The 17,016-nt window shown below is 47.4% G+C and carries 1 protein-coding gene; it reads left to right on the forward strand.

Going from position 1 to position 17,016, the window contains the following annotated elements:
• The first annotated feature begins 25 nt into the window (after window positions 1-25).
• A complete protein-coding gene (locus K2Y22_08795; protein ID MBX9878540.1) occupies window positions 26-16,918 on the forward strand; it encodes a hypothetical protein in 16,893 nt (5,630 codons plus the stop codon).
• Window positions 16,919-17,016: the final 98 nt, after the last annotated feature.

Below are 17,016 nucleotides of genomic sequence, written 5' to 3' on the forward strand. Positions count from 1 at the left end.
CGACTCTACAAGGGTGGTTCTGTAGTTGCGCTCGATTATCTGTTTAGTTTTAGCTCTGGGACTGGTTTTTCAATCTAGTTGGACTATGTCTGCCTATGGTCAGGATGCTTCGCCTCCGGTTGCCGATAATAGTGCCGCCGGTTTGAATCTAGATTTAGGGTCTACTGATCGCAATGTGGCTGCTTCTACGGTTCTGAGTCCGGCAGCTTCGGCGACGATTAACATTGGTGGTCTTAACCGAGTAGTGAGCGCTGCCGACATGTTGACGGCAGCTGAGTTCGTAGCTGTTAGACAGGTAATGCACACAGGGACCCAGTATTTGCAGCTTAATGACATGGGGGCTGCAATCGGCGGCGGAATGAGGCTTAACGCCAATTTGGCCAGCCAAATTAATAGCCTGGTCATTCCCACAAACGTGCATGCTTCGCAAAATGCAGCTGTTTTGCAAACTCTGAACTTAGCCGGTAATTTCACCAATTCCGGAGTCTACTCAATTCTGTCCACAAATTCTGCTGTTACTTCGGCGGCCATTAATGCCTCCAACATTTACAACAATGCCGGCGCTTTAATTTCGTCGACCTTAGCTAATTTGACCCTGCATGCAGTTAACAACATAGTCAACGCCGGTACCATTATGAGTGCCGGCAACCTCAATCTGACAGCCGGCGGATCTATAAGCAATATGGGTCAACTTGCGGTTATGCAGGCAATGAATACAATGAATTTACAGGCGGCAAGTGTAGTCAACCAGGGACAAATTGCGGCCCAGCTCGGAAACATCAATGCACTTACGGCTCATGTAACCAATTCAGGCATCATGCAGTCGTTGTCCGGCAGTGTTAATATCCGCAATCTAGTAGGCACACAGCTAGCTGTCGACGGTATTCTGGGCAGCATCTCGGCTGGGCACAATATCAATTTATCAACGCTGCCAACCGTCAAGGATCTTAATGGTGAGGTCTTATCGAAAGGACTAATTAGCGTCAGCGGCAATACTCTGTCCGGACAAGCAATTAACCTCACTAGTCCTGAAGGCATAGTAAATGTGCAAGCGGACAGACTAAATGGTCCGGTCTCTGTTTCGGCAGGAGTTGCTTACGTCGGTGCCAAACATGGCAACTTGAGCTTGAGCAAAATGGAGTTAACCGGCGACCCAATATACTACGCGCAAGGTGGAGACTTGGATTTAGGTGGATTGTTTTCTGGTGGTTCCACCTTCTCTACAAGTGGCGGCGATTTCATAGCGCTGGCTTCAGGTGACATCAAAGCAACGGGAGCACCCAGTAATGCGTTGATTGATACAACACCGAATTTGCAATTTGGTTCTATAAAAATGTACGCCGGCGTAGATTTCAGCGTAACAGGTGGAGCAAGCCCGATTACTTGCACTGATTGTGCACCGCTCTACACAATAACCGGAACAAGTACATCAGGCGGTGATATTAACTTGCCCACCGTTAGCTTGAAGACATCCCACGACTTGTTCTCACCTCAAGTAGGAATTCATCTGGAAGCTCGCGATAATGGCTCGCAGACAAAGGGCAATATTACCGTCGCTAATATAACCAACTTGGGTATTGCTCAACCAAGTTCCCCGTGGCCTGGTTATTTCAATATACACAACACTGTAACTGCCGATGGCAATGTATCACTCGGTTTCATAGACAGCAGTGGAGTGCAGGGGGGGGATTCCAGTGCTGTCGGTGGTGGCTATGGTGGCGGTGTCGTCATTACTTCCAGCTATGGCAATGTCACGGTAAACGGGGACATTAGTTTAATGGGTGGTGGCAGTAGCGAAGGTAGCAATAACAGCAACTCAGGTCCAGGAGGCAAAGGCGGCATACTCAGCATTGTCGCCATGCAGGGCAGTATTCTAGTCGATGGCAATATAAATACATTCGGTGGCGGTAGCGGCGGCGGCGGTGGTGCACGCCTGGCTGGCGACGGCGGCGGCGTTACACTTATGACTAACAATGATTCGATCACTGTTAATGGTGCCATCAATAGCTCCGGTGGTGGCGGTGGCGCCGGCGATGGTTCTTCCGGCGGCAGCTACGGCGGCTACGGCGGCAATATCTCTGTCTTTACGCGATCGGCAATTACAATCAACGGACCGGTTCTAGCAGCTGGTGGCGGCAATGGTGGGTCAGGTGGTGGAGGCGGCAGCTTAGGTGGTGGTGGCGGCGGCGGTGGCAATGCGAGTGTCTCCGGCAGCGGAGGGGGCGCCTTCGGAGTCGGCGGACAGCCGGGCGCCGGTGGTGGCGGTTACTTTGGAGGAGGCAGCAGCGGCATCGGCTCTGGCGCACATGGTGGTGGCGGCGGCGGTGCAACTGGTGGCAATGGCGGTTATACGGCTGGTTCCCAAACAGGAGAAGACGGCTCTTTGGGGTTTGGCGGCAATGCATCAGGTCCAGGTGCGGCAGGGCAAGACGCTGGGACAGCAAAAGGCGGCAGCATAAGCCTATCTGGTTCGCAAGTTCAAGTTACAGAAACAGTTGATTCAGCTTTTGGTTTTTCAACATCACCATTTGCTTCCTATTCTGTGTACGCAGGCGGTGGCGGTACAGTAAGTATTAGTACGCCTACTGCTGTATTACCAAATGGTGATTATGAAGCAGGATTAGCTACGACTCCTGCTTATTTGGGCTCCAGTTCCTTTACTGTTGGTGGTAGTGGTTCTTCCGGAGCCATAAATGCCGGCAATGGAATATTTATCAACAGAACAAATGTTGGCACTGATGTAAATTCCGGCACGACAGCAGCCGCTTCAAATTCAATAACCATCACGAAAAATGGCGGCTCGGCAGTCATTAGTGATGGAGACTTAGTTACCCCGGGAGACTGGATGGCAATAGTGCAAACCGTGCACGGCGGTCAACAAGTAACCGTAGACGGCACAGGAAATATTACAGCAGGGACTATTGACTTGGGAATTACCTACTATCCAGGGGCAGGCTTCACAAATCTCGTATTGCCGGCTGGAATTAGTGCTAGCACTGACGTGCCTACAGTAAAGGTGATGGGTTCTGCTGATTTGGGCAGCACTCTGGATCTCCTGTATACGGGTAATGAAGGTTATGACGGATGGGCTTCGGACTCTCTATCAATTGGCGTTGGTGCAACTCTGAATGCCGCAGCGGCTCTTTTCATACATCCCGGCTCTCTCTTAAATATTGATGGATCACTTCATGCACCCTACTACATACAACTGGGAGAACACAGAGATCTGACCTTTACCGGCAATGGCGACATCTCGGTTAATCCCGCAGGCACTGGTATTGCTGTTTTTGTATTTGCCAACAGCTCTGATTTAACAGCAACGATGAACGGATCGCTAACTCTCAATGGTGGACTGTCAGGCGAATTCTATATATATGCTCCAACATTCGAGATAGCTGCCAATCAAACCCTCACGATTGGACAAGGTCAGACACAATTTGGAATTCAAGCAAATAATGTCGTATTTGGAGCTAATTCCGCTATCACTATAGTGCCCAGCAATATGAATATGTTATTTAGTTATGTTCAAAGCGTAACCTTGCCTACAGGCTCTTCCGCGACCGTTACAACCAATGGCGGCACTATTACTTTTGACTATCCCTTTGGCACCTTGCACTTCGTTAAGTCGTTACCAGCCGGTAACGCAACCTTAAACTTAAACGGTGGCGACTCATTCATCAATGGAAATCCTGTTTCCGGACAAGGCGGCTGTTTAATTTGCACCGACCACACGCTAACAATTAACAGCAGTGGCTTTCTAACAACCTATAACAACGAGTGTTCTATTATTCCATATCAGCTACTTAGTCTGGATTTGGTCAATGACCCAGCAGCCGTTGCTGCCATCATTGAACTGCAAACTTATGGCATATTAGGTGGCACTCTCATCGAAAGCGGTGGTGTTGCCACGGGCGGCAATGTGATCATTGCTCCAAGCAATTTGTCGTCCACCTTGACGGCATACAACATTCCTTCCAATGTCACAGTTACGATGCAGGATTTTACTGCAGGCTATGGCGTTAATATACAAATCACTGGCTCCAGTACGACATCTCAGGCAATCCTTGCCGGGACTAACGAGTTTGTAAGTACAGGCGGTAATTCAAGCCCATCGCTGAATGTGTCTTCCAGTCAGGCTGGTCCTGTTTTTGTTGTAGCCCCATCCGGTCTAATTACTAGTGACGACACGATTACAATCAGTGCTAATGGCGACATGAGTTTTAGCGGACTGGTATCGGCCACGACGGTTAACCTGACTACTTTCAATGGTGGAAGTGTTTACTCGTCCAGTTACTGTGGCACATGTGTCATCCTTGCTACCACGCTTAATTTGCAGGTCACTGGCAGTGTTGGCACTCTTCTAAATCCTTTGACTACTCAGGTTAGTAATCTCACTGCTAACGTCAATAATGCAGCATACGTAAGCAATTATGGTGACCTCAGCCTGGGCCTTTCACAGGTGGGTGGAACCTTTCAGGTATTGAACAGCGGTAATTTATCGATTGACTCGTACGTGCAGGCGACAGATATTGACTTTAGGACAACGTCAGGATCAGGCACCATTACACTGAATAATTCGTTCCAAGCAAATAATTCTGTCAATTTGCAAGTAGATGGCACTGGGAACATAATCCAAGCATCCGGGTCGATTGCAGCCATATCGGCAACTCTTAGTTCGCGCGGCGATATTGGAGCCAGTGGACAGCCAATCAATGTACAGGTAGATGAAATAGCGGCTCACGGCTCCAATGTGTATATCAACAGCAGTAATTTTAATCTCTTACTGAACTCTTCTGCTGCTACTGACTATGCCGGCAACTATGGAACATTTGAATTGACTGCATCTGGACGATTGACTGTCAGTGGGTCAGCCAGTGTATATGGTGGTACCGTAACCTTGACAGATGGCTTCGAATCCTTAGTGGACGCTGGTGCGGTAGTTCAATCATTTGGGTCTGGCAATTCTGTTACATGGAATACCACGACTTTACACAATAATGGGTCGATCTTGGGACAACAGGTAAGTATAGTCAGCAATTCTAATCTTGCGGTTGATGGCAGCGGGCTAATTGGCATTAACAATATGCCTAATAGTGGTGTGACATTTAGTGGGGCACAGGCGATTGTAAGCTTGGTCAGCCTGTCCGGTGGTGATGTTACCGTCACTCAAGGCAGAATAGATGGACTGATTTCTAGTTCTCGTGTTACACAAGGCGCGTTTAGTTTTGCCTGCTTCTGCTTCGCTGCTAGCTTTACTGATGATGGTACGCCACCGACTAATTTCTCGGTGACTGTAAACCAAGGCGCGTTATATGGCAATCATATTAAAGCTACCGGTTCGCTTGATTTGATTAATACGGCAGGTGATATTCGTATATATGGTCAAACGGGTTGGTCGCCTGGCACGGTGTCCACATCGGGAGCAGGTAATATATCACTTCAAACTAGCGGCTCTTACACGATATTGCTTGATCGCGGCTCAATAATTGACTCAAGTAATGACTTGGATATTAGCACCAGTTACTTCTACAACAATACTTCTGCAACTTTTATGTCCGGCAACCCGTCTGTACATGCCGTAAACACTATTACTTTTGATAATCCAGCGGGTTTCGGTGTTTCCGGCACCGGCGGTATGTGGACTGGTACGGCGGGAGCCGAAGGTACCGGAGCTATTAATTTCAATGCAACGAATGGTTCGATAGTTGTAACCAGCGCTGTCTTAATGGGCACGGTGAATGTTGCTGCTTCTGCAACTAACGGGCTGTTTGTTTTAGATGTAGGTAATACAAGTAATTTTACGGCGGGATCTATGGCCGCTACTGCTCCGAGCGGTTTTCCAGCTCCGTTTTTCGCCACATATGGGACTACCGGTGTTACTTACTGGCAAGCACCCAGCTCAATGAATATGATTGATCCAAGCCCCACACAAGGCGGTGGACTTTTAGTTCTATCCACTGTTGTACCTGTTGATCCATCTAACCCGTCAGGTGACACAATAGATGTAGTAATTAATGGAACCCAGGTTACTGGGGGTCCAACAGGTGTAATTTTCCCTGTTAACTGTGGTGGTAGCTGCGTTAATTACACTGGTTCCGGTATGGAAATATTGTCCACCTTAGACATATCTGGATTGCAGACTGGGCTATTGGTTGTGCACTCGAATATGCCCGTGACTGTAGATGGTAATGCGACTATCTCCAATACAGGCAACACGGTTTTCAATACGAGTACACTTGGTGTACTCCAGACTTGTAATTTGTGTGCTGGTGGTATTCAGCCGGGAATTGCAATCAATACCAGCGGTGGAGCACTGGTGCTTGGTGGTGGGCGGGGTGGATTTGCATCTCAAGCGGATCTTGTAACACTGGGCGCCCTAAGTATGACCGTATCTGGTGGACCATTTATTGAATATGGCTTGGTGCAGGGTGGTAGTGTCGTTATAACTGGAAGCGCCACACGCTTATTCAGTGGTGATATTCAAAGTACTGCCGGTGATTTTATTATCAATAACGCTGGTCAAATTGATATTTTCAATATGGCTGCTACTGGCGGTGGTGCATCGGTGACGCATACTGGAGCCGGCTACATTGATATGAACTTTAGTTCAATCGTTGTTAGCGGTAATCTGTCAGGAGGCAATGTTTCAATCTCCATTACTGATAACACCATAAATGGTGGACTGTATATGAGGATGGGCAGCGATCTATTCTCTAATTCCGGTGGTGATGTCAATGTAGTTACCACTGGAACTATTCAGACTAATACCGGTACAAAGATCATTTCATCAGGCGAGCTTAACTTAACTTGTAACCTTTGCCAAGCTGCTCCTGTCTTCAACAATTCTACAATTGCCAGTTTTGGCGACTTAACTATAACGAATACCGCAGGTGATTTGACTTTTAATGCTACGAATGTCTATACATCAAATGCAGACGTATACATCAATAACCTGTCCGGCAATTTGGTATTTGATTTGCCAACCACAGTTATTCGTGGTGACCAATTAATATTTGTAGATACCGTATTCGGTACATTTCCGTACACTCCATATCAGGGCGGGAGCGTGTATGTAAGTAATTCTGGAGGGAATTTGACGGTTTCTAACGGAGCATTAATCGCTGGTTCTAACCTTATTGATGCAAATGTGTCCATTAGCAATACCGGTAATCTTAGTTTACTGAACTATGGACGAGTATCGGCAGAAAATGGTCGTGCAATTGTCCGAAATAGTGGCGGTGATCTGACAATCGGCGCCGGCTCCGGTATCAGTGTTGCAGGCAATGGTGTTTCTGTTGATAATTACATCCTGCTCTATAATAGTGGCGGAGCGATTAATATCGATACCCAGACCAGCGAAGTCTTATTTTCTAGCCCAAGCTTCGTGTTGGTAATGAATAACCAAGATATTTCATTGACTGGATTTGGTTATAGCTCGATCGATACTCCGCAAGTGACATTCATCAGCACAAATGGCAGCGTTCAGCTGTCGCAACACGATATGTCCGGCACGTCTATATCAGGACAGGCGGCGACGAATTTCTTGGCTGCGGTTACCGATGGTGCCATGAATGTTGACACGATTCTGGCAAATAATGGCAATATCGCCTTAACCTCTAGCAGTCGTTCCAATGTAGTTGATGGCTCAATTAATATAAATTCGGGGGCAACACTTGTTGCTAACAATGGGACGGTAACAGTTGAAACTTGTACTACGGGTACTATAAGCATTGGAGCAAATGTTGTTATTACAGCTCTCAATGGTGCTAGTGCATTCGGTGATGTTTACATTATTTCTGGTCCACTTCCCTCCGCTCCGGTGACCGGTGCAACCCCTGCTAATGTTGTTGCTTCTCAATCCGGTGGAGGACAAATATTCTTTGGTAGTCAAAGTATTTCTGCTTCTGCTCCGAATAATTTTGTTACTGCTATCGGCGGCAATGTTGTCTTTGATGCGGCAGCTGTCACGGATATCAGTTTGGGTGGTAATGTCAATATAAATGCGGCAGTTGCAGGTGTCTCACCGTTATTGACCAGCTTGGATTTGCAAGATTCGTCTACGGTCAGTCAAATTGTGGCATTGCAAAGTTCCGGACTGATTGGTGGGGTATTAAATGTAGGTGGTGGTATTGCTATTGGTGGTTCTGCTGATATTTCAGCATCCAGGCTCGCGCCCCTTTTGACCGCTCTGAACTTGCCGGCAAATGTCTCTATTCAGTTTCTTGATTTCGGAACCGTCATGAGACCAATTACGGTTAATTTGACTGCTGCCAGTACTACAACTCAAGCAACAGTATCCGGCTCCGTATTCTTTTCCGATGGCGCCAACTCGAATGTTTATGTGAATGTGCTCTCTAACCAGGCTGGACCGGCCGTATTGGTTGGTACTACTGGTGAGCTTGTAAGCGACAAATTACTTAGCGTTACTGCTAATGGAGATATTGCTGCCAATGGCATTGTGCAAGCTTTCGATCAATTGGTGATAGAGACTGTGGAGGCAGGAGGCAATATTGCTATTGCTGCCGATATCACTGGGCGCGACGTGCTCAGAGTGGAAACTGATACGGCAGGGAATATTTCGCAATCGGCCGGCACCTTGTTTGGTAATCAGATATATTTGCTCACCCACGGCGGCGATATTGGAGCACCTGGCAGTCGTGTTTCGTTAACGACATATGATAGCGGCAACAACCTGCTATTCGCTCAGACTTCTGGTAATGCATATTTGACTTATCAGGGAAATGTAAGTCTACAGCGTTCCTTTGTTGGTGATTCTAATGTATTGGATTTGACGACAACTTGTGACGGATCAATTATCATTGATGGTGACTATGTTCTAGGTGGCAGCACAATCAATCTAACCGCCGACGGAACGGGGGGTATTTTTGAAACATTCAATAATCAAGTCTTCCAAGCTGACACTATTAATTTGACATCCGGTATTGGTGATATAGGTGGTCCTAATGGCCCAAGCGGATCTGATCTGACTGTGGGTACGGAGACAGGCACCATCACCGCTAATACGGGTGGAAATGTCTATATACAGATGAATTTTCTGATTCTATGCTTGGGTTGTCCGTCCGGCACTTCGGATCTTAGACCGCAACCACCGTCCTCGCAAGCTACTACCTTGAATGTTGGATCTTCGCATGCCACCAACATCATGCATATCAGTGCCGGCAATCTAGGTGTCAATATTCTTGATGGCGCTGTCATTTCGGTAGCTGGTCAAGTAGATGTTCCTGGTGATTTATCAATTAGTGCAGGCAACGCAGTCGGATTTACGCCACCGGATTTGACAATTGGTACAGGAGCTATTCTACAGGTAGCGAATACGGGCGCCATTACGCTCAATGCCAATGGACTTGGAAATATTGTGAACAATGGCCAGCTGATAACACCTACTGCTGGTTCGGGCGTGCTTAATGTCAATGCTTCGTCTATGACCGGTACCGGAAGCATTAGTGGCAATGTCGTTTTTAATAGTGGTACTGTTAGTGTTTCCCAGACCTCAATTAGTGGCACTGTTAGTGGGTCATCATTCGGCAGCGACTTTTCGATTACTGTTGCTAATGGTCTGTTGCAAGTCGGTAGTATCAGCTCCGCCAACAACATATTTATAACCAACAACGGCGGTGATATTGCCGTTATCGGTGCAGCAATTGATGCTAACTTAGGCACGGGAGTTATTACTATGAGTACAGCCGGTTCATTCGGCGTTCTTATCGAAACGGCTGGACTCAGTGCGGCAGATATGGTGTTCAACACCGGTCATTTTGCTGGTGACTTTAATATTATTGCCTCCAACAGCATTGCCATATCCAACACTGGTTCGGTGGTGATGGGCTTGAATGGTAATTTACAAGCACCCACAATGACGATTTCTTCTGTCAATGGTTCAGTTACGGCTTGGATGGAAGAAGCACTTGGAACAACAATTAACGTATCTGCCCAGAATAATCTTTTGGTGGATATTCGTTATGTAGGTGGAGTTGGAGATGCGACAATGAATGCCGTATCGCCTTATGCTGTTAACACTATAACCAATATCGTAGGTGGCGCTGCCCAGTTCTCTGGTGGCACTGTAACGTATGCTGCCAATTCTGCTCAAGTCTTTTTTGATAGCAATTTGCCAGGGGCGGCTTTAATTGTCTTGAACTCTAGTGGGACACCGGCAAATGTCACTGTTAATGGCAGCACGGTAACCAGTGGTAGCAATATCGCCGCCGGATCTATACCTGTATGTTGCGCTCTACCAGTGTTTAATCACGGAGTGGGAACTATCGCTGGAGACTTTGGCATTGACAATACGGCCGGCGGAGATTTGACGATTCACCTAGGGGAAGCATTATACGTCACAGGCAACAGTACAGTGAGCAGTAACAATGGCAACATGGTATGGGATGGTGGTACAGGTTACAGTGGTAACGCTCTTATCGGTGATGGTACCGTGACGATTGCTAACGGCAACAGTGGATCAAGTGTCGCTGGCGGTAATTCGACTCTCAATTCATATGCAGCATTTTTCCCGAATTTAGCCACAAGTACATTCCAGCTATCTAACAATTCGGGCAACCTGAAGTTTATGGAAAATTCCTTTGTCTTCGCCAATGGGGCTGTCAACGTTAATAATAATGGCGGCAATATCCAATTGGATTATCAATCTTATATTTCCGGTGCCGGATATATTGGTACAGCTTGTTCTACCTGTGCGACTACCGTTACAAATAGTGGTGGTAGTATCATTGCCTATGGCTCGCAATTAGAGACCATTGGTGCTGGATTCTCAAGTAATATAGATGGTTATGGCGACATAACGAGTATCACCAATTCTGGTGGTGACATAATCCTAGGCGCAGGTGGTGCAATCCAAAGCTTTGGTACTACACTGACGGTTGGCAATACTGATGGCAATATAGTTGTTGACGGTGCTTGGAATAATACAGGTTGGAGTATCATCAATTCTGATACTGCAGCGACAATAGATGTGAGCCAAGATGGACTCACGGGAAATATTGTGGTATCGAACGGGGGCTCCATTCAATCAGTAGGTGGTGCTGTACACCTTGTTACTAATGCGGGACATAGCGGCAATATTTTAATTGACGGTCCGGGCAGCTATATCTCTGGTGCAGCTGGAGTTACGGTAGAGCATGATGGTACCGGAAATATTACAGTTACTAACACCGGCCATATCGGTTTGAATTTAGAAACTATCGAGATCTATACTACTATCGGGAATATAATTGTAAGTAACTTAGGCAGCCTTTTGGCTTCTAGTACTTTATCTGTGACAGCTGGCACCGGGAATGTGATATTAAATACCGGTGCTCAATTGATAGCTGATTCGACAATAACTATTACGGCAACCAATGGTAATGTGGTCATAGATACGACTCCATTTTCCAGTACCGGAGTCGCTGCTACACCTGTTAATCCATCAACAGCGGTTAGTGCTAATGGAAATGTTTCCATTTCTGCTGGTAATGGTATTGTCGTCACTGGTTACGGTGATAATTCGTTGTCCGCTGTAAACGGAACGATTAACTTCAGCAGTGCTGCCGGAAGCGTAAGTGTGACGCAGTTTGGACTTACCTCGGTAATTACTGGTACGGCAGCTACCACTTTTGCTGTTACTGCGACCAATTCCAGTTTGAATGTTGGCAATATATCAACTAATCCTGGTGGACTCAATCCCGACGGTTCTATTACTCTAATTGCCGGCTGTGTTTGCCCGCCGGCTGCTGCCACGACGTTGACTGTGACAGCCAATTCCATAATCACCGCAAGAAAAGGAAATGTAATTCTCCGCAATGCCGACGTTGCTCAAGGATCAATCTTCTTGGACACGAATTCCGAAGTCAATGCTCGACAGTTAGGCAGCGGTTTTGGCAACGTTTATATTGTAGTTGGCACAATTCCTGTCAATCCTGTGGCAGGCTTGACGCCGGCAAATGTTATCTCCAATCCCACTCTTGGCGGTCAGGTGTTTTACGGTGCTAGTGGACTAACTGCCAATGCACCGGACAATACTGTTAATGCCCCAGGAACAACGGTAGTCTTTGATGCTCCCGGTAGTGCTGCTATTACTATGAACGGCAATGTTCAAATCAATTCGGTGCCGGTCATAACTTTGACCAGCTTGGATTTGACGGATCCAACGGTGACCAGTGACATTTTAGCTCTCATTGCGCAGGGGGATATCGGCGGCAATTTGATTGTTAATGGCAGCGGTGTTGCCACTGGCGGCTCGATAGTCATTACGCCTGGAGTACTCTCTGTAACTATTACGGCTGAAAATATTCCGGACAATGTGACAATTCAATTCCAAGGCTATTCAGCTTCTGATGTTTTAGCAATTAACATTACAGCTGCCAGTACGACTAAGCAAGTAGTTATTTCAGGAACGCATGAGTACATTGCCGGCGTTGGTGCATCCGATGGAGTAATCAGTGTTACTTCTAATCAAGCAGGACCGGTGTTCCAAATTACTGGCACCGGTTTACTCATCAGTGACGGTAATCTGACAGTGACGACGACTGGTGGCGATTTTAGCTCTGCCGGCAATATCATAGCTGGAGGTACAACCACGATAACATCCGATGCAGGTGTGACGCTTAATAATTTGACTTCTGCAGGCACCGTTGCTGTGACGGCTCAAGCCGGCAGTATTACACAAACAGGTTTTACCGATGCTTCCTTTACTGGTGCCAACGGTAATGCTGCCAGTATCACCTACCAGGCAACAACTGGAATTAGTGGCGTTTCACTGAATGCGACAGGAGGAACGGTGAGCGGCGATGGTGGTTTGATTCTTGTTAATACTACCGGAGGTGCAATAGCATTTAGCAGCTTCGTAGATAGTTCGGCTCGAGGTGGTGGTCGTGCGGGTGATGTCACGTTAACGGCTGATACTGACATAACAATTCACTCAGTGAACGCTGTGGGCGGACAAACACCCAACGTTAATGCTCGTGGCGGTGACATTTTAATTCAGTCGAATAGCGGATCTTTAATTGCTACAGGTACTACACCGAGATTTGTAGATAGTTCCGGCAGCGTATTCTTTTCAGGAACCGGGCAAGCAAATGCCGGCACAATTACTGTTACCACTCCTGGCGGCATCGTTGGTACAGGCGGCGCTATAAGTTTCCGTGCTGAAGGTGGGCATGATGGAGGCAATGGTGCCAATATCATAATTACCACCAATGGCAGCGCCGAACTTGATTTTGTGAGCAGCTCAGGCTCCACAGTTTCACCGACACCAACGGCAGCTGGAGACGCTGGTGATATAACAATTATCGCTCCTGGTGGCATCACCTTGGTAGACGCTCGTGCTCAGGGCGGCACTGCCGGAGGGTCCGGTGGCGATGTGGTATTACAGGCGGCCAATGGCGGTATTAATGTCACCTTGTTTGTTTTCACCAATGCTGTGGGTTCAACAGGCACTGGCGGCTTGGTGGATATAAGCGGTGATGGGGATATAGTGATTGGTAATATAGGTGCACTGTCAATATTGGCTTATGGCGGGTCAACTATCGGTAATTCCAGCACGGTAACGGTTGGCTCGGTAAATGGGCTCATCAATATCTCCGGACTAATTAATACTAGTGTGACCACGGATGGTAATGCCGGCGCTATTAGTCTGGATGCAGAAACCGGCATTATCAGTGGTGGTCTATCAGCAGCCGGAGGAACGACTTCCGGAGACGGTGCCGATGTTACGGCAACGACGGCAACAGGTGATATTACTATTAGTTCGTTTGTCAGCGCGCGTGCTAAGGGGCAGGGCGATGGTGGAGATATTGCTCTGACGGCCACAGCCGGCAATGTTGCTGTACTAGGCACAATTGGCACTGGTGCTGCTATTGCTTCCAATGGTGGAGGAACGGGCAGCGCTGGACGCATTGATGTTCTCTATGGTTCGACAACTCCATTTGTAATCGACTCTGCAGGTGTTGGCATAACTAATGGAGCGCGAGGCAATATTACAGCGATAGCTACAGGATCTGGGGATGGCAATGTTGTAACAATTCAAAATACCATTGATGATACGGTAGTCACCTTGAATGGCACCATCGATGTGACGTCCGTCACTGGTACGGGTGGATTTATTTGGTTCGTCGGTTCGACCGGCTTTAATTCAACGATTACAGGTAATGCTTCCGGTTTAATAAGTGGTCTGCTGCTTGGTTCGGGCGATAACTTTACACTGACGCTTAATCGTCCGGATACTGCTTTACTAGTAGCTGCAATAAATTCGAATGGACTGATTTCCATAAATAATAGTGTTGGGACGTCTTCCATTAATGTGCCTGTTGGAGAAAATATAAGTGGTGCCGGCGGTGTAACGTTAACTTCCGCCTCGATTGTTAATGACGGATTACTGAGTTCCATTGCAGGGCAAGTGACACTGAATAATAGTGCTAGCCTATCTGTTACTGGAGCCGGTACAATTACTGGATTGACAGCTGCATTTAATAGTACGACAGGATCTGTAACTGCCTCTCAAGGCACTATTACCGGTACTCTATCAGGGACTGCTCAAACGAGTTTTTCAACTACAGCAACCGCTTCGGGTCTGACAGTAGATGCAATTAGTGCAACTGTAAACACCGTGACCTTAAATGCTGCCGGCGGTTTGTTATCCGTTGTTGATAGCGGCGATATTTCTGCCGGACAAAGTGTGTTCATGACCGGAGGTACGGGGGTCGCCATTGGCAATACGGTGCAAATTACCGGCGGCATTGTTGGTGGTGCCTTGAACGAGTTTAGTCTTAATATGCAGGACTACACTTATGCGCAGATAGCCAGCCCGGGTGGCATTCTAATTACCAGCACTACCGGAAATGTTGTGACCGGCAATGGCGTGGTGATGGATGCCTTTGGTGGCAGTATTGGTTTAACTAGCGCCGGCGATTTGACTTTTGGAAACTTGAACGATCTGTTTGCTCAAGGAGCAAATATTTGGATGCAAGCATCAGACAATCTGGATATTCCCGATGCCACAATTACATCTGTAGCGCGGTATGTAACCGGCAGCGTGACTGTGGACGGCGTGAACATGCAAAACTTCACAGGTGGCGGTATAGCCATATTTGCCGGCACTTCATTGTCGGACTATAACGCATACTTGAAATCAGTTGCTGTAAATGACAGAGTGCAAAGTGATACCGGCACCTATGTAAATAGTGGTGCCACTGTCACTGGCGGTGGAATTGTAATGCTCAATGGAGCTTGGATCGGCTTGGAAGCACCAGCCGGAGGTGTGCTTAACCTGAATAATGTCATTTTAGCTGCCGATGGTGGTGTGATTTCCATAGATCCGCCAGGAATCATAAATATCAATGGAGCCATTTTTGGAGCTGTCGGCCCGGCTATTGTGCCGTTGCCGCTTCCGCCTGCGCAACAAGCACAAGCACAGGCTCCGGCTGCCCAGAATCCATTTTTGGGAGCTGCTTTGCCTGGCAATGGTCCTGTAAATCTGCCACCTGATGGAACAGCCATTCAGACCGATGTATCCGATTTTGCTAGTCCTGTTGAGAAAAACGCTTCGCAAGTTATGTCCAGAACGGCACAGATAGAAACGGTCGTAACACAGTCTGCTGCCTGGGTATTTGTTTCCGGCAATTGCCAACCGTTTTTAGCGCAATCTGATGATTCACTGCTTTTTGGTTGTGGCGGCACAATGTTTGCCAACAATAAAGAAGATGGCGGTGTAACAATGCGAGAAGGACGTTTAGTGATGTTGACGGCCAACAAGTCGTTAAAGGTAAAAACTGAGATTGGTGATGTGGCTATTCCTGCAGATAGCGGTGGTATTGTAGAACAAAAACCAAATGGAGTATTTAGGCTTGTAAGTTTATCTGGACAGGATGCCGAAGTTACCTTAAGGCGCGGTGACGAAACTTCTCAGATTCTTGTGAGACCCGGTGAAGAATTGGTTGTCGCTGACTCGGATATGGCTGAAGAGGAACTGATTCCTGTCGATGGGGTAGATAGAGTGGCTGTGGCAGGTACTATTAAAGTGTCCGGCTTGCAAGTGAAAAAATCGCAGTACGACAAAAAACAAATGTTTGAGCGCGAGCAGCTTATTCATTGTGGTATGGGCAGCACTCTGATGTCTAATTACAAACGTCGTGTAGCTAAGCTCAAGGAAGAAATGACTGGAGAATCGAGCAAGACTATCTCCAGTGCGCCTCCGGCGCCGGCAGGCAATAATGTGATGCCGATGGGCGTAGTGCCGTTAAACAAGAAAGACAAGGAAAAGATCGGCAGTGCTGATGTGTATCGTAAGATTGGCTATGAGAAGTCTCAGTCAATGGAAATAAGTGCTCCTGGGATTCGTGGCGTTACCACTGACTACGGCACTTTTAAATACGTCGGCAGTGCTAATTTGACATTTGAACAACCAGGAGTTGTTAGTTTGGCGACTGGTGAGCTGCTAGTGGCTTCGCAAAAAGCCACCGTTGTGCGTTGCGGTGAGCACCTTGTTTCGGTTGACCCTGGTGCTGTAGCGCTTATATCTAACGATAATGGATTCATTAGAATAACCAATCTATATGAAAATTCGGTAAATGCTGTTCGTGCTTGTACTGCCGGTAAGATGATCAGCCTCAATGCAGGCAAACAAGTAATGTTTGGTCCAACATCCGAGCATGTTACCCGCGCGTTAGGCGCCGATCCCATTGCCCGCAGACGCAGTATGTATTTCGACTTGCCGGGCGGCAAAGGCGCGTCACGTTGCGAAATATCGCTTGTCTCGCTTCTGCAAAACACGCCAGTTCTAACACACCTGTTGAAGAGCACGGACCTTAATGATCAAGCATTAAGAGAACGAGTAATTAAGATGGCTGCTTGCTTGGCTCAGACAACCTCGACACATGGACCATATACAACTGTTAATGGACAGCACTAGGTGTGAGAGGGTTCAGTTTTCTACAGGGGGAAGTCGCCGGAAAGATAAACGCGAGCATTGGGGCAACACGTGGTGACATGCTTCAAATTTAGCGTTTT

Source organism: Candidatus Obscuribacterales bacterium (assembly GCA_019744775.1).
In the GTDB taxonomy this organism is placed as follows: Bacteria; Cyanobacteriota; Vampirovibrionia; order Obscuribacterales; family Obscuribacteraceae; genus SBAT01.